Origin of the sequence: Pseudomonas sp. LSJ-87, from assembly GCF_032971465.1 — a bacterium.
Taxonomy (GTDB): domain Bacteria; phylum Pseudomonadota; class Gammaproteobacteria; order Pseudomonadales; family Pseudomonadaceae; genus Aquipseudomonas; species Aquipseudomonas putida_Z.
Genome location: NZ_JAWJYQ010000015.1, coordinates 206,264 through 225,613 on the forward strand (window position 1 = coordinate 206,264; position 19,350 = coordinate 225,613).

20 protein-coding genes and 1 tRNA gene are annotated in these 19,350 nt (G+C 63.9%); 10 read left to right on the top strand and 11 right to left on the bottom strand.

The features are described from left to right. The first annotated feature begins 139 nt into the window (after window positions 1-139). Window positions 140-2,272, top strand: coding sequence for a TonB-dependent siderophore receptor (locus tag RYH74_RS11115; protein WP_317409404.1), 2,133 nt, complete (start codon window positions 140-142; stop codon window positions 2,270-2,272). Window positions 2,273-2,456: 184 nt separating this feature from the next. On the opposite strand, the gene RYH74_RS11120 is transcribed toward RYH74_RS11115, so the two are convergent. Continuing rightward, window positions 2,457-2,546 (bottom strand) — tRNA-Ser (locus RYH74_RS11120). A gap of 198 nt (window positions 2,547-2,744) precedes the next feature. Here RYH74_RS11120 and RYH74_RS11125 point away from each other — a divergent pair. The 3 genes from RYH74_RS11125 (at window position 2,745) to RYH74_RS11135 (ending at window position 5,371) form a co-directional block, all read left to right on the top strand. Beyond that, window positions 2,745-3,434: a crotonase/enoyl-CoA hydratase family protein gene (locus tag RYH74_RS11125; RefSeq protein ID WP_286101242.1), complete on the top strand. Its 690-nt coding sequence runs from the start codon at window positions 2,745-2,747 to the stop codon at window positions 3,432-3,434. 181 nt (window positions 3,435-3,615) lie between these two features. Next, window positions 3,616-4,335 carry a lysophospholipid acyltransferase family protein gene (locus RYH74_RS11130; protein WP_075044095.1) on the top strand — a complete coding sequence of 240 codons (720 nt, stop codon included), beginning with the start codon at window positions 3,616-3,618 and terminating at the stop codon, window positions 4,333-4,335. A 64-nt stretch (window positions 4,336-4,399) separates the two neighbouring features. Continuing rightward, window positions 4,400-5,371: a magnesium and cobalt transport protein CorA gene (locus RYH74_RS11135; protein WP_015269363.1), complete on the top strand. Its 972-nt coding sequence runs from the start codon at window positions 4,400-4,402 to the stop codon at window positions 5,369-5,371. A gap of 132 nt (window positions 5,372-5,503) precedes the next feature. On the opposite strand, the gene RYH74_RS11140 is transcribed toward RYH74_RS11135, so the two are convergent. Next, window positions 5,504-6,235 (bottom strand): amidotransferase, encoded by a 732-nt coding sequence (locus RYH74_RS11140; RefSeq protein WP_075044094.1) that lies wholly within the window; start codon window positions 6,233-6,235, stop codon window positions 5,504-5,506. A 219-nt stretch (window positions 6,236-6,454) separates the two neighbouring features. Between RYH74_RS11140 and RYH74_RS11145 the strand changes: the two genes are divergently transcribed. Continuing rightward, the gene (locus RYH74_RS11145) at window positions 6,455-6,697 is read left to right on the top strand and encodes a hypothetical protein (RefSeq protein ID WP_182328634.1); all 243 of its coding nucleotides are present in this window, start codon (window positions 6,455-6,457) and stop codon (window positions 6,695-6,697) included. Between the two features lie 66 nt (window positions 6,698-6,763). Next, complete coding sequence (locus RYH74_RS11150; protein ID WP_317409405.1) at window positions 6,764-7,564, top strand: cytochrome c; 801 nt, start codon at window positions 6,764-6,766, stop codon at window positions 7,562-7,564. A 129-nt stretch (window positions 7,565-7,693) separates the two neighbouring features. On the opposite strand, the gene RYH74_RS11155 is transcribed toward RYH74_RS11150, so the two are convergent. From RYH74_RS11155 to RYH74_RS11170, 4 genes are all read right to left on the bottom strand, one after another. Further along, the gene (locus tag RYH74_RS11155) at window positions 7,694-8,026 is read right to left on the bottom strand and encodes a ribonuclease E inhibitor RraB (RefSeq protein ID WP_003260395.1); all 333 of its coding nucleotides are present in this window, start codon (window positions 8,024-8,026) and stop codon (window positions 7,694-7,696) included. Window positions 8,027-8,202: 176 nt separating this feature from the next. Next, complete coding sequence (locus RYH74_RS11160; RefSeq protein WP_025338164.1) at window positions 8,203-8,439, bottom strand: hypothetical protein; 237 nt, start codon at window positions 8,437-8,439, stop codon at window positions 8,203-8,205. Window positions 8,440-8,691: 252 nt separating this feature from the next. Next, complete coding sequence (locus RYH74_RS11165; RefSeq protein ID WP_286101240.1) at window positions 8,692-10,767, bottom strand: LTA synthase family protein; 2,076 nt, start codon at window positions 10,765-10,767, stop codon at window positions 8,692-8,694. 240 nt (window positions 10,768-11,007) lie between these two features. After that, window positions 11,008-11,199 (bottom strand): PLDc N-terminal domain-containing protein, encoded by a 192-nt coding sequence (locus RYH74_RS11170; protein WP_012271091.1) that lies wholly within the window; start codon window positions 11,197-11,199, stop codon window positions 11,008-11,010. A gap of 124 nt (window positions 11,200-11,323) precedes the next feature. On the opposite strand from RYH74_RS11170, the gene RYH74_RS11175 reads away from it, so the two are divergent. After that, the gene (locus RYH74_RS11175) at window positions 11,324-12,262 is read left to right on the top strand and encodes a ZIP family metal transporter (RefSeq protein ID WP_317409406.1); all 939 of its coding nucleotides are present in this window, start codon (window positions 11,324-11,326) and stop codon (window positions 12,260-12,262) included. 122 nt (window positions 12,263-12,384) lie between these two features. Here the strand turns inward: RYH74_RS11175 and RYH74_RS11180 are convergent, their stop codons facing one another. After that, window positions 12,385-12,915 (bottom strand): hypothetical protein, encoded by a 531-nt coding sequence (locus RYH74_RS11180; RefSeq protein WP_075044091.1) that lies wholly within the window; start codon window positions 12,913-12,915, stop codon window positions 12,385-12,387. 60 nt (window positions 12,916-12,975) lie between these two features. After that, entirely contained in the window at window positions 12,976-13,500 is a 525-nt protein-coding gene (locus tag RYH74_RS11185) for an ankyrin repeat domain-containing protein (protein WP_286101239.1), read from the bottom strand. Window positions 13,501-13,765: 265 nt separating this feature from the next. Here RYH74_RS11185 and RYH74_RS11190 point away from each other — a divergent pair, with 265 nt between their 5' ends. Further along, window positions 13,766-14,038 carry a DUF3509 domain-containing protein gene (locus RYH74_RS11190; RefSeq protein WP_025338158.1) on the top strand — a complete coding sequence of 91 codons (273 nt, stop codon included), beginning with the start codon at window positions 13,766-13,768 and terminating at the stop codon, window positions 14,036-14,038. Between the two features lie 61 nt (window positions 14,039-14,099). Here RYH74_RS11190 and RYH74_RS11195 read toward each other — a convergent pair whose 3' ends face one another. The 3 genes from RYH74_RS11195 to aroC form a co-directional block, all read right to left on the bottom strand. After that, window positions 14,100-14,636, bottom strand: coding sequence for an oxidase (locus RYH74_RS11195; RefSeq protein WP_317409407.1), 537 nt, complete (start codon window positions 14,634-14,636; stop codon window positions 14,100-14,102). Next, complete coding sequence (locus RYH74_RS11200; protein WP_317409408.1) at window positions 14,636-15,790, bottom strand: MFS transporter; 1,155 nt, start codon at window positions 15,788-15,790, stop codon at window positions 14,636-14,638. Before RYH74_RS11200 ends, RYH74_RS11195 begins: the two co-directional genes overlap by 1 nt. Before the next feature lie 132 nt (window positions 15,791-15,922). Next, on the bottom strand, window positions 15,923-17,014 hold the full coding sequence (aroC, locus tag RYH74_RS11205; RefSeq protein ID WP_196176892.1) for a chorismate synthase: 1,092 nt from the start codon (window positions 17,012-17,014) through the stop codon (window positions 15,923-15,925). 236 nt (window positions 17,015-17,250) lie between these two features. Between aroC and RYH74_RS11210 the strand changes: the two genes are divergently transcribed. Together RYH74_RS11210 and RYH74_RS11215 are read left to right on the top strand one after the other, a co-directional pair. Continuing rightward, window positions 17,251-18,213 (top strand): alpha/beta hydrolase, encoded by a 963-nt coding sequence (locus tag RYH74_RS11210; protein WP_084785076.1) that lies wholly within the window; start codon window positions 17,251-17,253, stop codon window positions 18,211-18,213. Window positions 18,214-18,413: 200 nt separating this feature from the next. Then, window positions 18,414-19,196 carry a hypothetical protein gene (locus tag RYH74_RS11215; protein WP_085665305.1) on the top strand — a complete coding sequence of 261 codons (783 nt, stop codon included), beginning with the start codon at window positions 18,414-18,416 and terminating at the stop codon, window positions 19,194-19,196. Window positions 19,197-19,350 lie beyond the last annotated feature (154 nt).

The following is a 19,350-nucleotide window of genomic DNA, read 5'->3' on the forward strand; positions in this document are numbered from 1 at the left end:
TGGCCTGTGCCGGCCTCTTCGCGGGTGAACCCGCTCCCACAGGGATATCACTGCACCTGAGGATAGTGATTTTCCTGTGGGAGCGGGTTCACCCGCGAAGAGGCCGGCTCAGGTGTCGCGCATCCAGGAGCCCCACCGCATGCCCCCGCGTCACCCCCGCCTGCCCCTGAGCCTGCTCAGCCTGGGCCTGGCCCTGCATTGCCCCCATGTGCTTGCCGAAGACAGCGTGCTACTGGCCCGGCTGCAGGTGTCCGACACCTACACCAACGACGGCTACCAGGCACGCCAGGCAGCAGTAGGCGGCTTCCAGCCCGCGCCCCTGCTCGACACCCCGGCCTCGATCAGCGTGTTCAGCCAGCAACTGCTGGAAGACCGCCAGGTGCGCCAGCTCAGCGAGGTGCTGCAAAGCGACGCCTCGGTGGGCGAAAGCTACGCCCCCATCGGCTACTACGAAAACTTCAACGTGCGCGGCTTCGAGCTGAATGCCGCCAGCAGCTACCGCATCAATGGCCAGACCATCGCCGGCGAGCAGAACGTGGCCCTGGAGAACAAGCAGCAGGTGGAGCTGCTCAAGGGTTTGTCCGGGCTGCAGAGCGGCGTGTCGGAACCGGGTGGCCTGGTCAACTACGTGACCAAGCGCGCCGAAGACGTGCGCAGCGTCACGGTGTCGACCAACGAACAAGGCGAGCGCTACCTGGCCACCGACCTGGGCGGCTGGTTCGGCAGCGAGCGGCAGTTCGGCCTGCGGGCCAACCTGGCTCATGAAGACATCCGCTCCTACGTCGACCACGCCGACGGCAAGCGCGACTTCGCCTCGCTGGCCTTCGACTGGCAGATCAACCAGGATGCCACCCTGCAGCTGGATGCCGAATACCAGCACCGCGAACAGCGCTCGGTGCCGGGTTACCAGCTGCTCGGTGGCAGCGAAGTACCCCATGGCATCGACCCCGACGACCGCCTGGCCTACCAGCACTGGGCCAAGCCGGTGCAGAACGATTCGCTGAACCTGGGTGGGCGCTTCGAGTACCGTTTCAACGAAGCCTGGACCGGGACCTTGAGCGCCTCGCGCAGCAAGGTGGTGATCGATGACTACAGCTCGTTTGCCTGGGGCTCGAGCGAAGGCGCGTTCTTCGGCAGCAACGGCGACTACGACATCTACGACTTCCGCAGCCCCGACGACACCCGCCGTACCGACGAGGCGCAGGCCATGCTCAACGGGCGTTTCGATGCGCTGGGCGTGGGGCATGAGCTGACCGTGGGCACCAGTGCGCAGCGGCGCACACTGGATCAGCGCCCCAGCTATATGGAATGGGTAGGTACAGGCAACATCTACACCGGTGCACCGGCCTTTGACCCATCCGACAAGCCCATCAGGTCTAGCGAACGTCGCCTGGACAGCCGCCAGTACGGGTTGTTCGTGAGCGACCGCATCAGCTTCAACGAGCACTGGCAGACCGTACTGGGTGCCCGTGAAGTACGCCTGGACGAGAAAACCTGGAATGAGGAAGGCGTTGCCGGTCGCCATACCCGGCAGTACGAGTTGCTGCCCAACGCCGCGCTCATCTACAAGCCGCAGCCGGATACCACGGTATATGCCAGTTATTCCAAAGGCCTGTCGGCAGGCGGCACCGCACCGTGGTTCGCCGAGAACAGATTCGAAATCCTGGCACCGACGACCTCACACCAACTGGAACTGGGCCTCAAACACGACTGGCAAGGCCTGAGCTTCAGCGCCGCACTGTTCCAGATACGCCAGGCATACCAGTACGCCCGCCCGGACGGCGCCGGCCACTTCACCTACGTGCAGCAAGGCCAGCAGAAAAACACCGGCCTGGAACTGGGCGCCAGCGGCTGGGTGACCTCGAACCTGCAGGTGCAGGCCAGCGCTGCGGCGATTCGGGCGCGGGTGCAGAACAGCGATACCGATGCCTATGAAGGCCACCAGGCGATCAACGTGCCCAGGTTCCGGGCGGCGCTGCAGGCGGAATACACCCTGCCGGTACCGGGCTTGGCACTGCTGGGCGGGGCGCGCTACAGCGCCAGCAAGTATGCGAGCCAGGCGGGGAATGTGAAAGTTGGTGGGTATACGGTGTTCGATGTGGGTAGCCGCTACCGCACGCGTATCGGGGGGTATGACACGGTGCTGCGGCTGACTGTGGATAACGTGTTCGACAAGCGTTATTGGCGCGATGTGGGGGATTACCTGGGGGATAACTACCTGTTCCAGGGGGCGCCGCGGACGGCTCGGCTGTCGACTTCGGTCACCTTCTAGAATTTTGGGGGTGCTTTGCACCCCTTTCGCCGGCAAGCCAGCTCCCACCTCGACCGCATTGACCTCAAGCCATGCGCAACCCCTGTGGGAGCTGGCTTGCCGGCGATTGGGCCGCAAAGCGGCCCCAAATGGCGTGAAAACAAAAAGCCCCCGGCTTCTCAGCTCGGGGGCTCTTCGTAGAATGTGGCGGTGAAGAAGGGATTTGAACCCTTGATACGATTTCTCGTATACACACTTTCCAGGCGTGCTCCTTCGACCACTCGGACACTTCACCGTTTCTCTTCAAGCCTTGCAGCCTGTCGAGGTGCGCTAATTTAGTGAAAGACTTTCCCTTTGGCAAGCATTTTTTTCAATTTTTTCATGCATTTGCACTTGAGCCCCGGCGAACGCTGACCGACCAGTCAGCCTTACTGCTTTACCTCGCCCCTGGCGCTGGGTAACGTCGTCGCCACGCCAACAAAAGGACTCTGCCATGAGCGAGCTGATTACCTACCACGCCGAAGACGGCATCGTTACCCTGACCCTGAACAACGGCAAGGTCAACGCCATCTCGCCAGACGTCATCGCCGCCTTCAACGCCGCGCTAGACCGCGCCACTGAAGAACGCGCGGTGGTGATCATCACCGGGCAGCCCGGCATCCTGTCTGGCGGCTACGACCTCAAAGTGATGACCAGCGGCCCCAAGGAAGCAGTCAGCCTGGTCACCGCCGGCTCCACCCTCGCCCGCCGCCTGCTTTCGCACCCGTTCCCGGTGGTAGTCGCCTGCCCGGGCAATGCCGTGGCCAAGGGTGCCTTCCTGCTGCTGTCGGGCGACTATCGCATTGGCGTCGAAGGGCCGTACAAGGTGTGCCTGAACGAAGTGCAGATCGGCATGACCATGCACCATGCCGGTATAGAACTGGCCCGCGACCGCCTGCGCCGCTCGGCCTTCCACCGCTCGGTGATCAATGCCGAGGTGTTTGACCCGCAGGGCGCGGTGGACGCAGGCTTCCTCGACAAGGTAGTGCCGGCCGAGCAGTTGCAGGAAGCGGCACTGGCGGCGGCGCGAGAGCTGAAGAAGCTGAACATGCTGGCGCACAAGAACACCAAGCTGAAGGTGCGCAAAGGGCTGCTGGAAGCGTTGGACAAGGCGATCGAGCTGGATCAGCACTATACAGGTTGACCGTAGCGGCCTCTTCGCGGGTGAACCCGCTCCCACAGGGATATCGCAGGCCTCAAGAGCAATGAGGTACCTGTGGGAGCGGGTTCACCCGCGAAAGGGCCAGTACAGGCTTGCTCCAGGGTTTGCCCCAACCAGTGCACATCCGTACACTGCCCGGCGACTGTCTGGTGTGAGTCGTACCATGCTTTATTCATTGCGCATGTTCCTGCTGGCGCTGCATTTCCTTGTGGTTGGCACCCTGGGCCTGGTCATTGGCCTATGCCGCCCCTTCAACCCCGACAACAGCCGCCTGTTCGCCCGCCTCTACAGCCTGCCGGCCACCTGGCTGATGCGCATCAGGGTCAAGGCCGAAGTCGGCCCGCTGTGGGACCAGCCGCCAGGCTGCGTGATCGTCGCCAACCACCAGTCCAACTTCGACCTGTTCGTGCTAGGCCAGGTGGTGCCGCAGCGCACCGTCGCCATCGGCAAGAAAAGCCTGGGCTGGATCCCGCTGTTCGGCCAGCTGTTCTGGCTGGGTGGCAACGTGCTGGTCGACCGCAAGAACGCCTACCAGGCACGCAAGGCCATGCAGAAGACCACCCGGGTGCTGCAGGACGATACCTCGATCTGGATTTTCCCCGAAGGCACGCGCAATCCCGGCGAGCACCTGCTGGCCTTCAAGAAAGGCGCGTTTCACATGGCCATCGAGGCCGGTGTGCCGATCGTGCCGGTATGCGTCAGCCGCTATGCCGGGCGCCTGAGCCTGAACAGCTGGCGCCAGCGCACGGTGATCGTGCGCTCGCTGCCACCGATCGCCACGGCGGGCATGACCCTGCAGGACCTGCCGGCGCTGATCGAACAGTGCCGGGGGCAGATGCAACAATGCATCGACCGCATGGAAGGGGAACTGGCCAAGAGCTAGGTTGCTCTTGAGCCCACTACAGCCCAAGCTGTAACCCGTGTCCAACCGGAATAAGCGAACAACCATGGGTCGAGTCGTGGCATCGGCGGTGTACAGCGCCGGCAGAAAGGTCACCAACATCAGCATCGATGAAGGCAGCGAGTGGGCGCGCAAGCCGGGGCACTTTGTATGGATCGGCCTGGAAGAGCCCAACGCAGAGGAGCTGGCCAACCTGCAGTGCCAGTTCAACCTGCACGAACTGGCCATCGAAGACGCCCTGGAAAAGCACAGCCGGCCCAAGCTGGAAACCTTTGGCGACGCCCTGTTCATCGTCACCTACTCGCCGGTGCGCCACGAAGGCAAGCTGGAGTTCATCGAAACCCACATCTTCGCCGGCAACGGCTACATCATCACCTGCCGCAACGGCCACTCCAAATCCTATGCCCTGGTGCGCCAGCGCTGCGAGGCGCGGCCGTTGCTGCTGGAGCACGGCGAAGACTTCGTGCTGTACGCCCTGCTCGACTTTGTCACCGAGAACTACCAGCCGGTGAGCGAGGCCATTCATGGCGAGATCGAAGAGCTGGAGCAGAGCGTGCTTGGCGGTTCGCTGCAAGAGGACGATATCCGCCGCTTGCATAGCCTGCGCCGCGACATCCTGCGCCTGCGCCGCTACGTGGCACCGATGGTGGAAGTGAGCGAGGAACTGCAGCGCCTGAGCTTCCCGTTCATCGACAAGAACATGCGCCCGTACTTCCGTGATGTGCAGATCCACGTGACGCGGCAAATGGAAGACCTGGCCGGCATCCGCGACATCGCCAGCCAGACCATCGAGATCGGCATGCTGCTGGAGTCGTCACGGCAGAGCATCGTGCAGCGCAAGTTTGCGGCCTGGGCGGCGATCCTGGCGTTCCCCACGGCAATTGCCGGGGTTTACGGGATGAACTTCCAGAACATGCCGGAGCTGGGGTGGCACTATGGGTACTTCGGGGTGCTGGGGGTGATCGGGCTGGGCTGTACCGCGTTGTATGCCAGCTTCAAGAAGTCTGGCTGGCTTTGAGATTGTCGGGGCCGCTTTGCGGCCCAATCGCCGGCAAGCCAGCTCCCACAAGGACCGCACAAGTCTCAGGCCTGTGATGACCCTGTGGGAGCTGGCTTGCCGGCTATTGGGCTGCACAGCAGCCCCCAGCCATCACGCTGCGGTATCTTTGCTCACCGGCTGCTGGATAAACCGCAACATCCACTCCCCCACCAGGTCGCCCTGGTGCTCGGTGGCCAGGCTGGCCACGGCCTTGTGGTACACCTCGTCACCCAGATACTGCTGGCGCGCATCGAGCAGTGCGCGGGAGTAGTCGTGCACGAACTCCGGGTGCCCCTGGAAGCACAGCACCTGGTCACGAATGTGGTACGCAGCGTTCGGGCAGAAATCGCTGGAGGCGATCACCGTGGCGCCTTCCGGCAGCTCGGTCACCTGGTCCTGGTGGCTGATCAGCAAGGTCAGCTCCGACACCTCCGGGTCCATCCACGGCGCATGGGCCGCCAGCGAATAGCGGTGGATACCCACGCCCCAGCCCTGCTCGGCACGCTCGGCCTTGCCACCCAGGGTCAACGCCAGCAACTGGTGGCCGAAACACACACCCAGCAGCTTCTCGCCACGCTCGTACAACTTCAGCAGGTAGACCTTGAGGGTCTGGATCCACGGGTCGGTACCAAACGAGTCGGCCTTGCTGCCCGTCACCAGGTAGGCATCGAACACTTCGTTGTCGGCGGGGTAATCGCCATTCATCACGTTGTACACACGAAATTCGGCGGCGATCGGCTGACGCGAGAAGAGCTGCTCGAACATCCTGCCGTAGCCCTGGTACTGCGCGGTCAACTCCGGTCGCAGGACATCGGTTTCAAGGATGCAGATGCGTAACGACATAGGGGTAGTCCTGAACGACATGGGTGGGAATCTGCTGTAGAGACTGACGCGAAAGGCACGTACAAGCAAGTAGGCCGCACTGACGAACGGTCACATTTCGTCGGTGCCCTGCTGGCACTTGCGCCACCGTCTAGCCAGAGCATGCCAGCCGGCTGGCACTTGGCCTCATAGCCAGACGAAATCAACGAAGTACAGTATTAGAACAAAGGGTTCTCAAACATGGATGACGCACACCCTACTGTTGGTTGTATATCCACTTTCAAGAGGCAGGCAGTTCAGGCGTCACGCAACGCCACTGCGATCGACCCGAAGCTCGACAGGGAAGCCAACGGGTATTCAGGAATAACAACAAGAAGGCGGTCCGCCATGTTCAGACAATCGAAAATTCGCCAAGCTGGGCTCATTCTCTTCGCCACGACTTTGCTGCTGATCCTGCCGAACCTCACACGTTTGTTCGGCTGACTGCCGCTGTGGCGCCAACAGGCAACGCACAGGTAACCTGCTGACCTTGATGGTCGGAGATTACCCATGCGCCACTGCCTTGCACTGTTAGTGTTGCTTCTGAGCCTGCCGCTGTCGGCGGCGCAACTGCACCTTGAACTGGGCGCCACGACGCACGAGTGGAGCAGTGCAGACCTGCTCGACCACCCGCAGGCCCGGGACATCAGCATCGACCAGGACGTTTCCTACAAGCAGCCCATGCATTATCGGGCGGTGCCGCTGGCCGCGCTGCTGGATGGCGTGAACGCCAGCGACCACCTGCAGGCGGTGGCGCTGGACGGTTTTGCCGCCGAAATGCCGGCGGCGCCACTGTTGCAACACGGGCCGGCACAGGCTTGGCTGGCGGTGGAGGAGCCGGGCCGGCCGTGGCCACCACTGGGCCAGGGCAAGCCGAGTGCGGGGCCGTTCTACCTGGTGTGGACTGCACCGCAGGCCAGCGGCATCCGCCCGGAGCAGTGGCCGTTCCAGATTTCCACGATTCGCAAGCTGGCTTCTGTCGAGGCGCGTTTTCCGGCGCTGCTGCCCGACCCGAAGCTGCCGGCCGACAGCCCGGTGCGCCGGGGCTTTGCCTTGTTCCAGCAGAACTGCCTGGCGTGTCATAGGCTGAATGGCGCGGGGGATGCGCAGGTGGGGCCGGACCTGAATGTGCCGCATAACCCGACCGAGTATTTTCGGCCTGAATATCTACGCCAGCTGATTCGTGACCCGCAGAGCCTGCGGCAGTGGCCGCAGGCGAAGATGCCGGGGTTTGCAGAAAGTGTCTTGAGTGAAACGGAGCTGGATGCGTTGCTGGCTTATCTGGGGCATATGGCCAAGCGCAAGCCTTGAGAACCTGGGGCCGCTGCGCGCCCCATCGCCGGCAAGCCAGCTCCCACAGGGATTCAGGTGAGCCCAGGCCTTGTGCAGTACCTGTGGGAGCTGGCTTGCCGGCGATGGGCCGCACGTCGGCCCGCTTTTCTAGGCTATGGGCCGCTCCTGCTTGACCCCCCACCCTTCCACCTCACCGCCATAAGGTGTCACCAGCTGCTCGAAGGCCTCTTCGAAGTCGCCAATCCCGCCATGGGTGGCATACATGACCTTGCTCAGCTCCAGATGCCAGGCACCGTCGCCCAGCTCTTTGACCTGGGCATTCAGCGATTCACCGCGAAACTGCCCGGCCGCGCGGCGGGCCCCTGCTTCGTCGGGGAATATGGCGTAGAACTCGATGGGGTGGATCTGGGTGAAGTCGAAACCGCCTGCCTTCATCTGGCGCAGGACGTTGCTGCTGATATCGTCGTTCTGGCTGCTCATGAAACGTCCTCCTGAATAATGCGATGGATAGACTTTCCGTGCACTACGCACCTGCCGGCAGCGGCCGGGCAGTTCGAGCTGATGCAAGACGCGAAGGGATGCGGTGCCGACCCGCAGAATAGGCCGGCACCTTCTTGCAGCGTAGTGCCTGCCAGGGCACCACGCAAACGTGTGGTTCAGGGCGTTTCGTGGATGCTGGTGATGGTCACGCCACTCTGTTCCTTGAGCCAGCGTGCGGTGGGTGAAACAGTGCGGTCCTGGAAGTCGTTGAGGTCCAGCTCGTCCATCACCGGGAACAGGTGCGAACGGATGGCCCGCGCGGCGTCCTCCTCGCTGGGGCACTGGTCGCCGTGCAGCGTCAGGGTGGTGAGCACGCCCTTCTGGTCGGCAAAGATGACTTCCCACTCTTTCATTGAACGAACCCTCTAAGTCAACGAACACCGGGTGTGTGATGCCTGAAACAAGTGACCTTGAGGTGGGGAGAATGTTCAGTCAGATGACTTGGTAGCGGTGCGGCTTTTTGTGGGAGCGGCCTTGTGTCGCGAAAGGGCCGCAAAGCGGCCCCGGCGATTTATGCATGGATACTGGATCTGGGGCTGCTGCGCAGCCCTTTCGCGACACAAGGCCGCTCCCACACGGCCCAGGTCCGCCTGGCGATCCAGCTATTACTTCGGCGAGCCGTGCACTACACCGGCAGTGTTATCCAGCAAGCTCTTGGTCGCGGTCTGGATATACGCTTCCAGCTTCTTCAGCATTTCCGGCTGGTCCGGGCTTTCGATCAGCTCGGCCTTGAACTCGCTGCCCAGCTGGTAGCGGTACATGCGCGGGGTCATGTCCTTGGACTCGATCAGGATGCGGTCGCCCTGCACCAGGCCGACGATCTGCTCGCTGCCCGATGGCTTGATCATGCCCACGCCCTGGTCGCCCTCAGGCAGGTTGAGCAGGTCGCGACCCCAGCACTGGTGACGGGCCTGGCCACCCAGGCGGCCCATGATGGTCGGCACGATGTCGACCTGGGTACCCACGGTGTGGTTGACCGCACCGAACTTCTCCTGGATGCCCGGGGCAATCAGCAGCAGCGGCACGTTGAAGCGGCCCAGGTCCAGCTCGGTGACCTGCTGGTGGTTGCCAAAGCCATGGTCGCCAACGATGACGAACAGGGTTTCCTTGAAGTACGGCTCCTTGCGCGCCTTCTCGAAGAACTGCCCCAGCGCCCAGTCCGAATAGCGCATGGCGGTCAGGTGCTCGTCCAGGCGGCCCTGGCCGGTTACCGGCTCTACCGGCAGGTCCTTGGGCAGCGCGTACGGGGTGTGGTTGGACAAGGTCTGCAGCAGCGCGTAGATCGGCTTCTTGCCATCGTGCTTGGCCAGCTCTTCGGCGCCGCGGTCGAACATGTCCTGGTCGGACACGCCCCAGGTCGGGTCGGAGAACACCGGGTTGACGAAGTCGTTACGGCCAATGAAGGTGGTCATGCCCTGGTTGCCGAAGAACCCGGACTGGTTGTCCCAGGCAAAGTCACCGTTGTAGACGTACACGTCGTCGTAATCGCGGGCGCTGAGCAAGGCTGGCAGGCCGGACAGCTTGTGGCCGCCTTCCGGGGTCTGCATCAGGTATTCGAAGCCTGGCAGGTTGGGGAAGCAGGCCATGGTGGCGAACATGCCCTGGTGGGTATGGGTGCCGTTGGAGAAGAAACGGTCGAACAGCAGGCCCTCTTTGGCCAGCTTGTCGAAGTACGGGGTGATGTTGTTGGGGCTGCCCAGCGCGCCCACCGAGTGGCCGGCGAAGCTTTCCATCAGGATCACCACCACGTTCTTGATCGGCAGGGTGCGCTCGGCCGGCGGCACGAAGTCGCGGCGGATGGCAGCCTCGTCGGCATCGACCAGGGTGTCGTTGGCGGTCAGCAGCTGCTCGCGCACGCTCTGCGTGGCCACGTCCTGCTCCAGCACCGGTTTCCAGATGTTGGCGCGGTCTTCGCCGAAGCGGCTCTTGGCAGCATCGATCAGGGTCAGGGTGCCGTTCAGGCCCAGCTGGTTGACGAAGTTGGAATCGGTGGTGAAGGCATCACCCCAGCGCATCGGCGGGCCCTGGCGCAGGGTGCCACGGGCGGCGACCACGGCCACCAGCAGGATCACCATGAACACCGCCAGGCGGTTGTACCACGGCGCCGCGCGGCGCTGCAGGGTGACCTCGCCGTCGCCATTGCCACGGGTCATGCGGTCGATGCCCTTGAACAGCAGGCTCAGCAGCCAGGTGCCGAACAGCCAGGCCAGCAGGTAGCGCACCACCGGGAAGCCGTACCAGAGCATGCTCAGCACGGTTTTCGGGTCTTCCTTGATGTACTGGAACACCAGGCCGTTGAGGCGCTGGTGGAACTCGCGATAGAAGTCCATCTCCATCAGGCCGAGGAACATCACCACGCTCGAGGTGATGGTCAGCCAGAAACGGAACAGGCCACGCCGGGCCATGGCCCAGGGGCTGAGGATGGCCAGCAGCAGCGGAATGCTGATGTACACCACCACCCGCAGGTCAAAGCGCAAGCCGTTGAGGAAGCCTTCGGCGACGGTCGCATTGGGGGTGTCGCCGATCATGTCGCTGTTGTAGACCAGCAGCGCCAGGCGCACGAGGCTGAGCATCAGCATGATCACCAGGCCGCTGAGCAGCGTGTAGGCCAGGTGGGATTTCAGGGTGGGCGAGAACGACGCTCGCGCGCCCCGTTGCTTCAAGGCGTCCGGGTTAGCCATGAATGGGAAGGTCCTAGGATTGCGGGTTTGCGGAGATGGCGCAGGTGTATACCAACGCAGCATTGTGCGGGTGCGGATTCTGTTTAAACCAATGTGAAAATTTTGTCACGGGGGTGTTGCGGGTTTTGTCTGTTACGGCCCTATCGCCGGCAAGCCAGCTCCCACAGGATCACCACAGGCCCTGGCATTGTGGGGTACCTGTGGGAGCTGGCTTGCCGGCGATAGGGCCTGTACAGGCACTCAGATCCGCACATTCCCCCGCGGCCCGGCGATCGCCCAGATCACCAGCCCCACCACCGGCAGCAAGGCGATCAGCAGGATCCACAACACCTTGATGCCCACTTCGCTGCCACTCTTGATCACATTGAGGATGGCCCAGATATCCAGCGCCAGGATGATCAGCCCGACCAGGCTGTTGAACGTCGACCCCATGCCTAAACTCCTGTCCAGAGGCTTTGCCACAGCATAGCCAGCTATCACATCGATAGAAGGGAATCCTTGGCCGTTTGCGCGGGTCACTGCTTAAACTGCCGTATCCATTGATTTCGAGGTTGCCATGCCCCCCGCTCATACCCACCCCGTTACCCTGCCCTCGCCCGTCAGCGCCTGGCGCCAACAGATGCACGACAACCCATGGATAGGTGCCGGCCTGGCCCTGAGCCTGCTGGTGGTTCTGGTACTGCTGGGGGCAAGCCTGTGGAACGCAGTGAACGGCGACCACGCCGAAAACCTGCATCTGGCCGCACTGGGCGGGTTGTCCGGCTTTGGCGCCACGGCGCTGGGCGCGGTGCTGGCGGTGGTGCTGCGCGATGTCAGGGCGCGCACCCAGGATGTGATGCTGGGTTTTGCCGCCGGCATGATGCTGGCGGCCAGTTCGTTTTCGCTGATACTGCCGGGCCTGGATGCCGCCCGCGAAATTACCGGCAACGGCCCGGCCGCGGCCTTTACCGTGGTGCTGGGCATGGGCCTGGGCGTGCTGCTGATGCTGGGCCTGGACCGCTTCACCCCGCATGAACACGAAAGCACCGGCCCGTGCGGCCCGGAGGCCGAGCGCATCAGCCGGGTTTGGTTGTTCGTGCTGGCGATTACCCTGCACAACCTGCCTGAGGGCATGGCCATTGGCGTGAGCTTTGCCAATGGCGACATGAACATCGGCCTGCCGCTGACCAGCGCCATCGCCATCCAGGACATCCCCGAGGGGCTGGCCGTGGCACTGGCCTTGCGCGCTACCGGGTTGTCGAACCTGAAGGCTGCGCTGGTGGCGATCGGGTCGGGGCTGATGGAGCCGCTGGGAGCGGTGATCGGCCTGGGGATTTCGACCGGCTTTGCCCTGGCCTACCCGGTGAGCATGGGGCTGGCGGCGGGGGCGATGATCTTTGTGGTTAGCCACGAGGTGATTCCCGAAACCCACCGCAATGGGCACCAGACAGCGGCGACCCTGGGGTTGATGGGTGGGTTTGCGGTGATGATGTTCCTGGATACCGCGCTGGGCTGAAGTTCTGGGCTGGCTGTACCGGCCCTATCGCCGGCAAGCCAGCTCCCACAGGTACAGCACAGGTTTCGAACTCTGTGGTGATCCTGTGGGAGCTGGCTTGCCGGCGATAGGGCCATCAGCCTTTAGATGTGTACAGCCACTTTCAATGCCTCCAGGGCCGGCTCGACCTTGATCCCCACCTCTGCCCCCAGCTCCAGCACCCGCGCCAGGTCTTTCTGCCCCACCATCACCATCTGCAGCTCGTCATCCAGCAACTGGCTGAAGTTGAGCAGCACATAACCACCGGCCTCTTTGTTCAGCGCGCCCATCTGCACCTGGATGCGGTTGAGTGCGGTCAGCGGCTCGGTGCGGGCCAGTTGCTTGGGCTTGAGGGTGAACGGCACGCTCTGGTCGAACGAATCGCTGATCTGCTGGAACAGGTCCTGGTAGCTGTCGGCCTGGAACACCACGGTGTCCGGCAGGCTGCCCAGCACCACCCATTCGCCCAGCGGGATGGGGAAGCTGTCGTCGTAGTTGATGTCGGGGTTGGCGGCCAGGAAGGCGGCGGGGTCGGCGTAGGCCTGGGCGGCCTCGTCGGCGATGCGCTCGATGTCTTCCTCGCGCATGCAGCCAGCGCCAATGAGGCTGATGAATTCGAGCAACTGAGTTTTCATGAAAGGGGGCCTGCGACGGGTGAAAAGTCGCCAAGGATAGCCGCAAATGCCCCCTTGCGGTTAGCCGGCCAGCACTTGCAGGCGCGCTGCGGCGTCCACGGCCCCCATGGTTTGCGCTGCCATCAACGCGGTGGTACCACGGGCATCCTGACGGGCCGGGTCGGCCCCCTGGGCCAGCAGGTAGTCGAGGATTTCGCTGCGGTTGAACATGGCCGCCAGCATCAGCGCGGTGCGGCCATCCTGCGCGGCGGCGTCCACCGGTACGCCGTGCTCCAGCAACAGGCGGATCATGGCCAGGTCGCCCTTGAATGCGGCACCGGCGATGGGTAGCTGGCCGTTATCGTTGGCAATCAGCGCGTCGGCGCCATGCGCCAGCAGCACGCGCACTGCGTCGTGGTGGCCGTGGTAGCTGGCCAGCATCAGCAGGGTGTCACCCTTGTGGTTGCGCAGGTTGGCCGGCAGGCCGCTGGCAAGCAGGCGCCCGAGCATCTCGGCATCGCCTTGGCGAGCACGTTCGAACACCTGCTCGGCGAAGGCGGCGGTTTCGTCGTCGGTCATGGTGGCAGGCGTGGGTTGGCTGGACATTTGGAACCTCCTGGCAGAAATCGTTGCCCAAGTCTTTGTCAGGCAAGGCTGCCGGGTCAAAGGTTCAGATTCTATCGGGCCGATAGCTGGCCACGGGTCGTGCAATATGCACTGTGCAAAATGCACGACCGTGCAGCTTGCACGACAGCGCTTCGAAAAAAAATGCGTAAACAACTGAATTTAAAGGGATTTTTCAGAAAAAACTTCCTGGCACGGTCACTGCAACGATCAACTCATGTCTGCCACGCAACAGCCAGGAGTTGATATGGACCTCATCCAGGAAAAGTTCGTTTCGGTATTTTCGGCCTACCAGGTGAATACCCAGGCCCGACCCGACGGCGGTGTGCTGCTGACCCTGCGCGCTGCTGATGGCAAGGTCACCCGCCGGGTACTGACCTATACGCAATTGCACAGTGCCGAACAGCTTTCGTGGGCGATCAGTGCGATTCGCCGGGATCTGGCCGAACAGGCCAGTGAACTGCCGGTGATTTCGATGCTGCAGAGCCAGCAGCGGTTTGCCTTGCCGACTTATCGCTGAGTTTTGTGTTGGTTTATCTGGCTTCTTCGCGGGCTTGCCCGCGAAGAGGCCGGCAAAGCCATCACAACTCATCAATGCCCAGAAACGCCCGCGCAGTCACATCCCCGGTAAACCTCGGCTGCATCCCCTGCTCGCTGCCATACAACCGCAACGCCAGGCAAAACGGCGCATTGCCCAGCTCGACCCAGCGCCGGGTCCCCGCTGGCACCACCAGCTGGTCACCCTTCTCGCACAGCACCGAATACACCCAATCCCCCAACCGCAGGCCAACCTGCGCCCGCCCGCTGACCACGGCAAACACCTCGTCGGCGTCATGCACATGCTCATCGCGCACATCCACCTGCGCCGGGGCCTCGCCGTCACGGTTGAGCACCACGAAGGCTTTGCTGCCATGCGCCGTCATCAACTGGTCCAGGTGATCGCGGCAGGCCTCCAGCACCTCGTCCTGGGCCGTGCCCGGGCGCACCCGCAGGCCATGCTCGGCCTGGGTAAAGCGCACGCCCTGCTCGGCCAGGGTGGCGGCGATGTCGTCGTGGTGGGTCAGCACCTTGTTCGGCAGTTCCGGGCTGGAGGGGTGGAAAACGCTGAGAATGCTCATCAGGGGCGGGTCCTGGTCGGTTGCGAACAAAGGGCAATGATAACGGCTGCAGCCAAGGCTGCGGCACTGGCCATACCAAAGGTGAAGGTGGGGCCCAGCAGTTTCCAGCTGTAACCCGAATACAACGCCCCCAGCGCACCGCCAGTGCCCGACAGCGCCGCATACAGCGCCTGGCCCTGGCCCTGCTGGCGGGCGCCGAAGCTTGCCTGGACGAAAGCGATGCTGGCGGCATGGAAGCAGCCGAAGGTGGCAGCATGCAGCACCTGGGCGAACACCAGCACCGCCGGCTCACCGGCCAGGTTGCCCAGCAACAGCCAGCGCAGCGCCGCCAGCACGAAGCTGGCCAACAGCACCTGCTGCACCGAAAAGCGCGCGAAGATGCGGCTCATGGCCATGAACACCAGTACTTCGGCCACCACCCCCAGCGCCCACAGCAAGCCAATGGCACCCCGGGCATAGCCCAGGTGTTCCAGGTGCAGGGTGAGGAAGGTGTAGTACGGCCCGTGGCTGAGTTGCATCAGTGCCACGCAGGCGTAGAACGCGATCACCCCGGGCGCCCGCAGCTGCTGCAGGAAGCCGCCCGCGCCGCTGCGCTCGCCCTGCTCCACCGGCTGGGCATTGGGTACCCACAGGCTGGCGGCGACGATGCCGGCCATGATCGTGACCAGCGCCACCGGGTAGATATCCAGGCTCAGCCACTCGAACAGCCGGCCCAGGCCGACCACGGTGAGGATGAAGCCGATCGAGCCCCACAGGCGCACCTGGCTGTAGCGCGCGGTTTGCCCGTGCAGGTGGGCCAGGGTGATGACCTCGAACTGCGGCAGCACCGCATGCCAGAAGAACGCGTGCAGGGCCATGACCAGCGCCAGCCAGGCGTAGCTTTTGCCTAGGAAGATCAGGGCGAAGGTGGCCAGGGTCGACAATGCGCCCAGGCGCACGATCAGCAGGCGCTGGCCGGTGCGGTCACCCAGCCAGCCCCACAGGTTGGGGGCGATGCAGCGCATGAGCATGGGGATGGCCACCAGCTCGCCGATGCGTGCCGGAGAGAAGCCCAGGTGGTCGAAGTACAGCGCCAGGAACGGGGCGGTGGAACCGAGCAGGGCGAAGTAGAACAGATAGAAGTTGGACAGACGCCAGTAGGGGATTGGTTGCATGGGATGGCCTATGGGGTTGCCGGTACTGGCCCTATCGCCGGCAAGCCAGCTCCCACAGGTACCCCACAATGTTCAGGCTTGTGGTAGTCCTGTGGGAGCTGGCTTGCCGGCGATAGGGCCAGTGCAAGCGAATCAGAGCTGGCCCAGCACCGGGGTATTCACCTTCACATCGGCATTCTGCGCGCGGTGGCGCAGCAGGTGGTCCATCAGCACGATGGCCATCATCGCCTCGGCGATCGGCGTGGCGCGGATGCCCACGCACGGGTCGTGGCGGCCTTTGGTGATGACGTCCACCGGGTTGCCGTCGATGTCGATGGAGCGGCCCGGGGTGGTGATGCTGGAGGTCGGCTTCAGCGCCAGGTGGGCAACGATCGGCTGGCCCGAGGAAATACCGCCGAGGATGCCGCCAGCATTGTTGCTGAGGAAGCCTTCCGGGGTCAGTTCGTCACGGTGCTCGGTGCCGCGCTGGGCCACGCTGGCGAAGCCGGCGCCGATTTCCACGCCCTTGACCGCGTTGATGCTCATCAGCGCGTGGGCCAGTTCGGCGTCGAGGCGGTCGAAGATAGGCTCGCCCAGGCCCGGCATGACGCCTTCGGCGACCACGGTGATCTTGGCACCCACCGAGTCCTGGTCACGGCGCAGCTGGTCCATGTAGGCCTCCAGCTCCGGCACTTTGCTCGGGTCAGGGCTGAAGAAAGCATTCTGCTCCACCGACTCCCAGGTCTTGAACGGGATTTCGATCGGGCCCAGCTGGCTCATGTAGCCGCGCACGGTAATGCCCTGGGTGGCCAGGTATTTCTTGGCGATGGCACCGGCGGCCACGCGCATGGCGGTTTCGCGGGCCGAGCTGCGGCCACCGCCGCGGTAGTCGCGGATGCCGTACTTGTGGTGGTAGGTGTAGTCGGCGTGGGCCGGGCGGAACAGGTCCTTGATCGCCGAGTAGTCCTTGGACTTCTGGTCGGTGTTGCGGATCAGCAGGCCGATCGAGCAGCCGGTGGTGCGGCCTTCGAACACGCCGGAGAGGATCTCCACCTCGTCGGCTTCCTGGCGCTGAGTGGTGTGCCGGCTGGTGCCGGGCTTGCGCCGGTCGAGGTCGTGCTGCAGGTCGGCGAGGGAAATTTCCAGGCCCGGTGGGCATCCATCGACAATGGCGACCAACGCCGGGCCATGGCTCTCGCCAGCGGTGGTGACAGTGAACAGCTTGCCGTAGGTATTGCCGGACATGGACGCTCCGCGAGATCTGCCTGAAGTGAACGAAAGCGGCAGTATACAGATGGATTGATCGCCTGTGCTGGCCTCTTCGCGGGTAAACCCGCTCCCACAGGGCAGTCACAAGATGCGAAAATTGTGCTGTACCTGTGGGAGCGGGTTTACCCGCGAAGAGGCCAGTACAGGCAACCTCCCCTTCGAACCTTCCCGCAAACACTGGGTCAAACCCTCATCTCCCCATGTAGTACCGCATGATGTCGCGCCTCGTCGCCCTCTTCTTCCTGCTGTGCACCGGCCTGGCCCAGGCCGCCGCCCCCACCGTGCTGCAACGCCCGATCGACCTCGACACCGGCCAGGGCGTGCTGCACGGCAGCCTGCTGCTGCCGCAACAGCCCACCCCGCCACCGGTGGTGCTGATCATCGCCGGCTCCGGCCCCACCGACCGTGACGGCAACAACCCGGCGTCAGGCCGGGTCGACAACCTCAAGCGCCTGGCCCTGCTGCTGGCCAACGAGCACATCGCCAGCGTGCGCTACGACAAGCGCGGGGTGGCCGCCAGCCAGCCGGCCACGCCCGACGAGCGTGACCTGAGCGTGGAGCGCTACGTGGCCGACGTGGTCGCCTGGAGCCACAAGCTCAAGGCCGACCCGCGCTTTGGCCCGTTGATCCTGATCGGCCACAGCGAAGGCGCGCTGATCGCCAGCCTGGCCGCCGAGCAGGCCGGCGCCAGCGCGGTGATTACCCTGGCCGGCAGCGGCCGGCCGCTGGCCGAGGTGCTGCGCGAACAGCTGGCCCAGCGCCTGCCGCCGGCACAACTGGCCGGTGGCAGCGCCCTGCTCGACCGCCTGCAGGCCGGGCAGACCAGCCTGGAGGTGCCGGCGCCGCTGCGCCAGGTGTTCCGCCCCAGCGTGCAGCCCTACCTGATTTCGCTGTTCCAGCAGAACCCGGCGGCGGCCTTTGCCCGCCTGCCCATGCCCGCGCTGATCGTGCAGGGGCGCAACGACGTGCAGGTGGGCGTGGTCGACGCCGAACGGTTGAAGGCTGCCAAGCCGGATGCCCAACTGGTGCTGATCGATGGCATGAACCACATGCTGCGCATCAGCCCCAAGGCGATGAGCCAGCAGCGCGACAGCTACCTCAACCCTGAGTTGCCGCTGGCAAGGGAGCTTGGCGAGCAGATTGTGACGTTTATCCAGCATTTGCCTTCTGCCTGACCCTCAGGTCTTGGCCGGTACGGCCGATATTTCAGTATTAGCGGAACTTTGGGGCCGCTGGCGCGCCCCATCGCCGGCAAGCCAGCTCCCACAGGAACACAATAGGCCTGAATGCCCTGCGGTCCCTGTGGGAGCTGGCTTGCCGGCGATGGGCTGCGCAGCAGCCCCTGCCGCATGCCCGTACCCAAGGACAAGCCCTGATGACAACCGCCCCCGCCGCCGTAGAGCCGGCCGAAGAGCCCGAGGAAAGCACCGCCCTCCCCTGGGCCGAGCTGGCCGCCGAACATTTCCAGCTGTTGCGCCTGGCCGCCCTGCCCACCGACCGCAACACCGGCGCACGGCCGCTGCGCTTTGTGCAGTTCGGCTATGCCGAACGCCACGACAAGGCCCACAGCCTGTTGCGCATGGAAATCCAGCTGCCCGGGCAGAAGGTGCACAAGGAACAGAACCGCCTGGACATTCGCGTCGACCACACCGCGCGCCTAGTGCGCATCGGCAATGAACATGGCCTGCAACTGGAGCCGCTGAACCGTGGCATTGGCCGCTTCTTGCTGGCCCAGGCCGCGCAGTGGCTGCAGCGCAAGTGGTCGCACTACCAGATCGAGGGCATGGCGCTGCCGAGCAAGGATGCGCTGAACGAAGATTCACGCCTGCGTCGTGACCACTGCCTGCGCGGGATGGGTATCGAGGTGGAGTACGAGGACAGCCAGCATCTGAAGGGCCGTACCGTGGAAATGACGGTGGGCCAGCTCAAGGGCGCGTGGAACAGCGAGCGCTTGCAGCGAGTGGGGATACTGGATGCTGCCGGCCTGCTGCAGCAGGCTGACCAGCAGTTGCAGGAGAAGGAAGGGCAACTGCGTGAGCGGGATGAACGGGTTGCCAAGTACCAGCGTGAAGATAGTGGGTTGCGCTTTACCATTACCTGCCTGGTGGCGTTTGCGGTGTTCCAGGCCGGGTTGCTGATCTGGATTGCCACGCGCTGACACCGCGTTGCCTGCTTCGCGGGCTTGCCCGCTCCCACAGGAATTGCGCAAAGCCTGAGGACAGCGCTGTACCTGTGGGAGCGGGCAAGCCCGCGAAGGGGCCCTGAAGTCAGACCCGGGCCTTGAACAGTTCCTGATGCTGGCGGCACTGCTC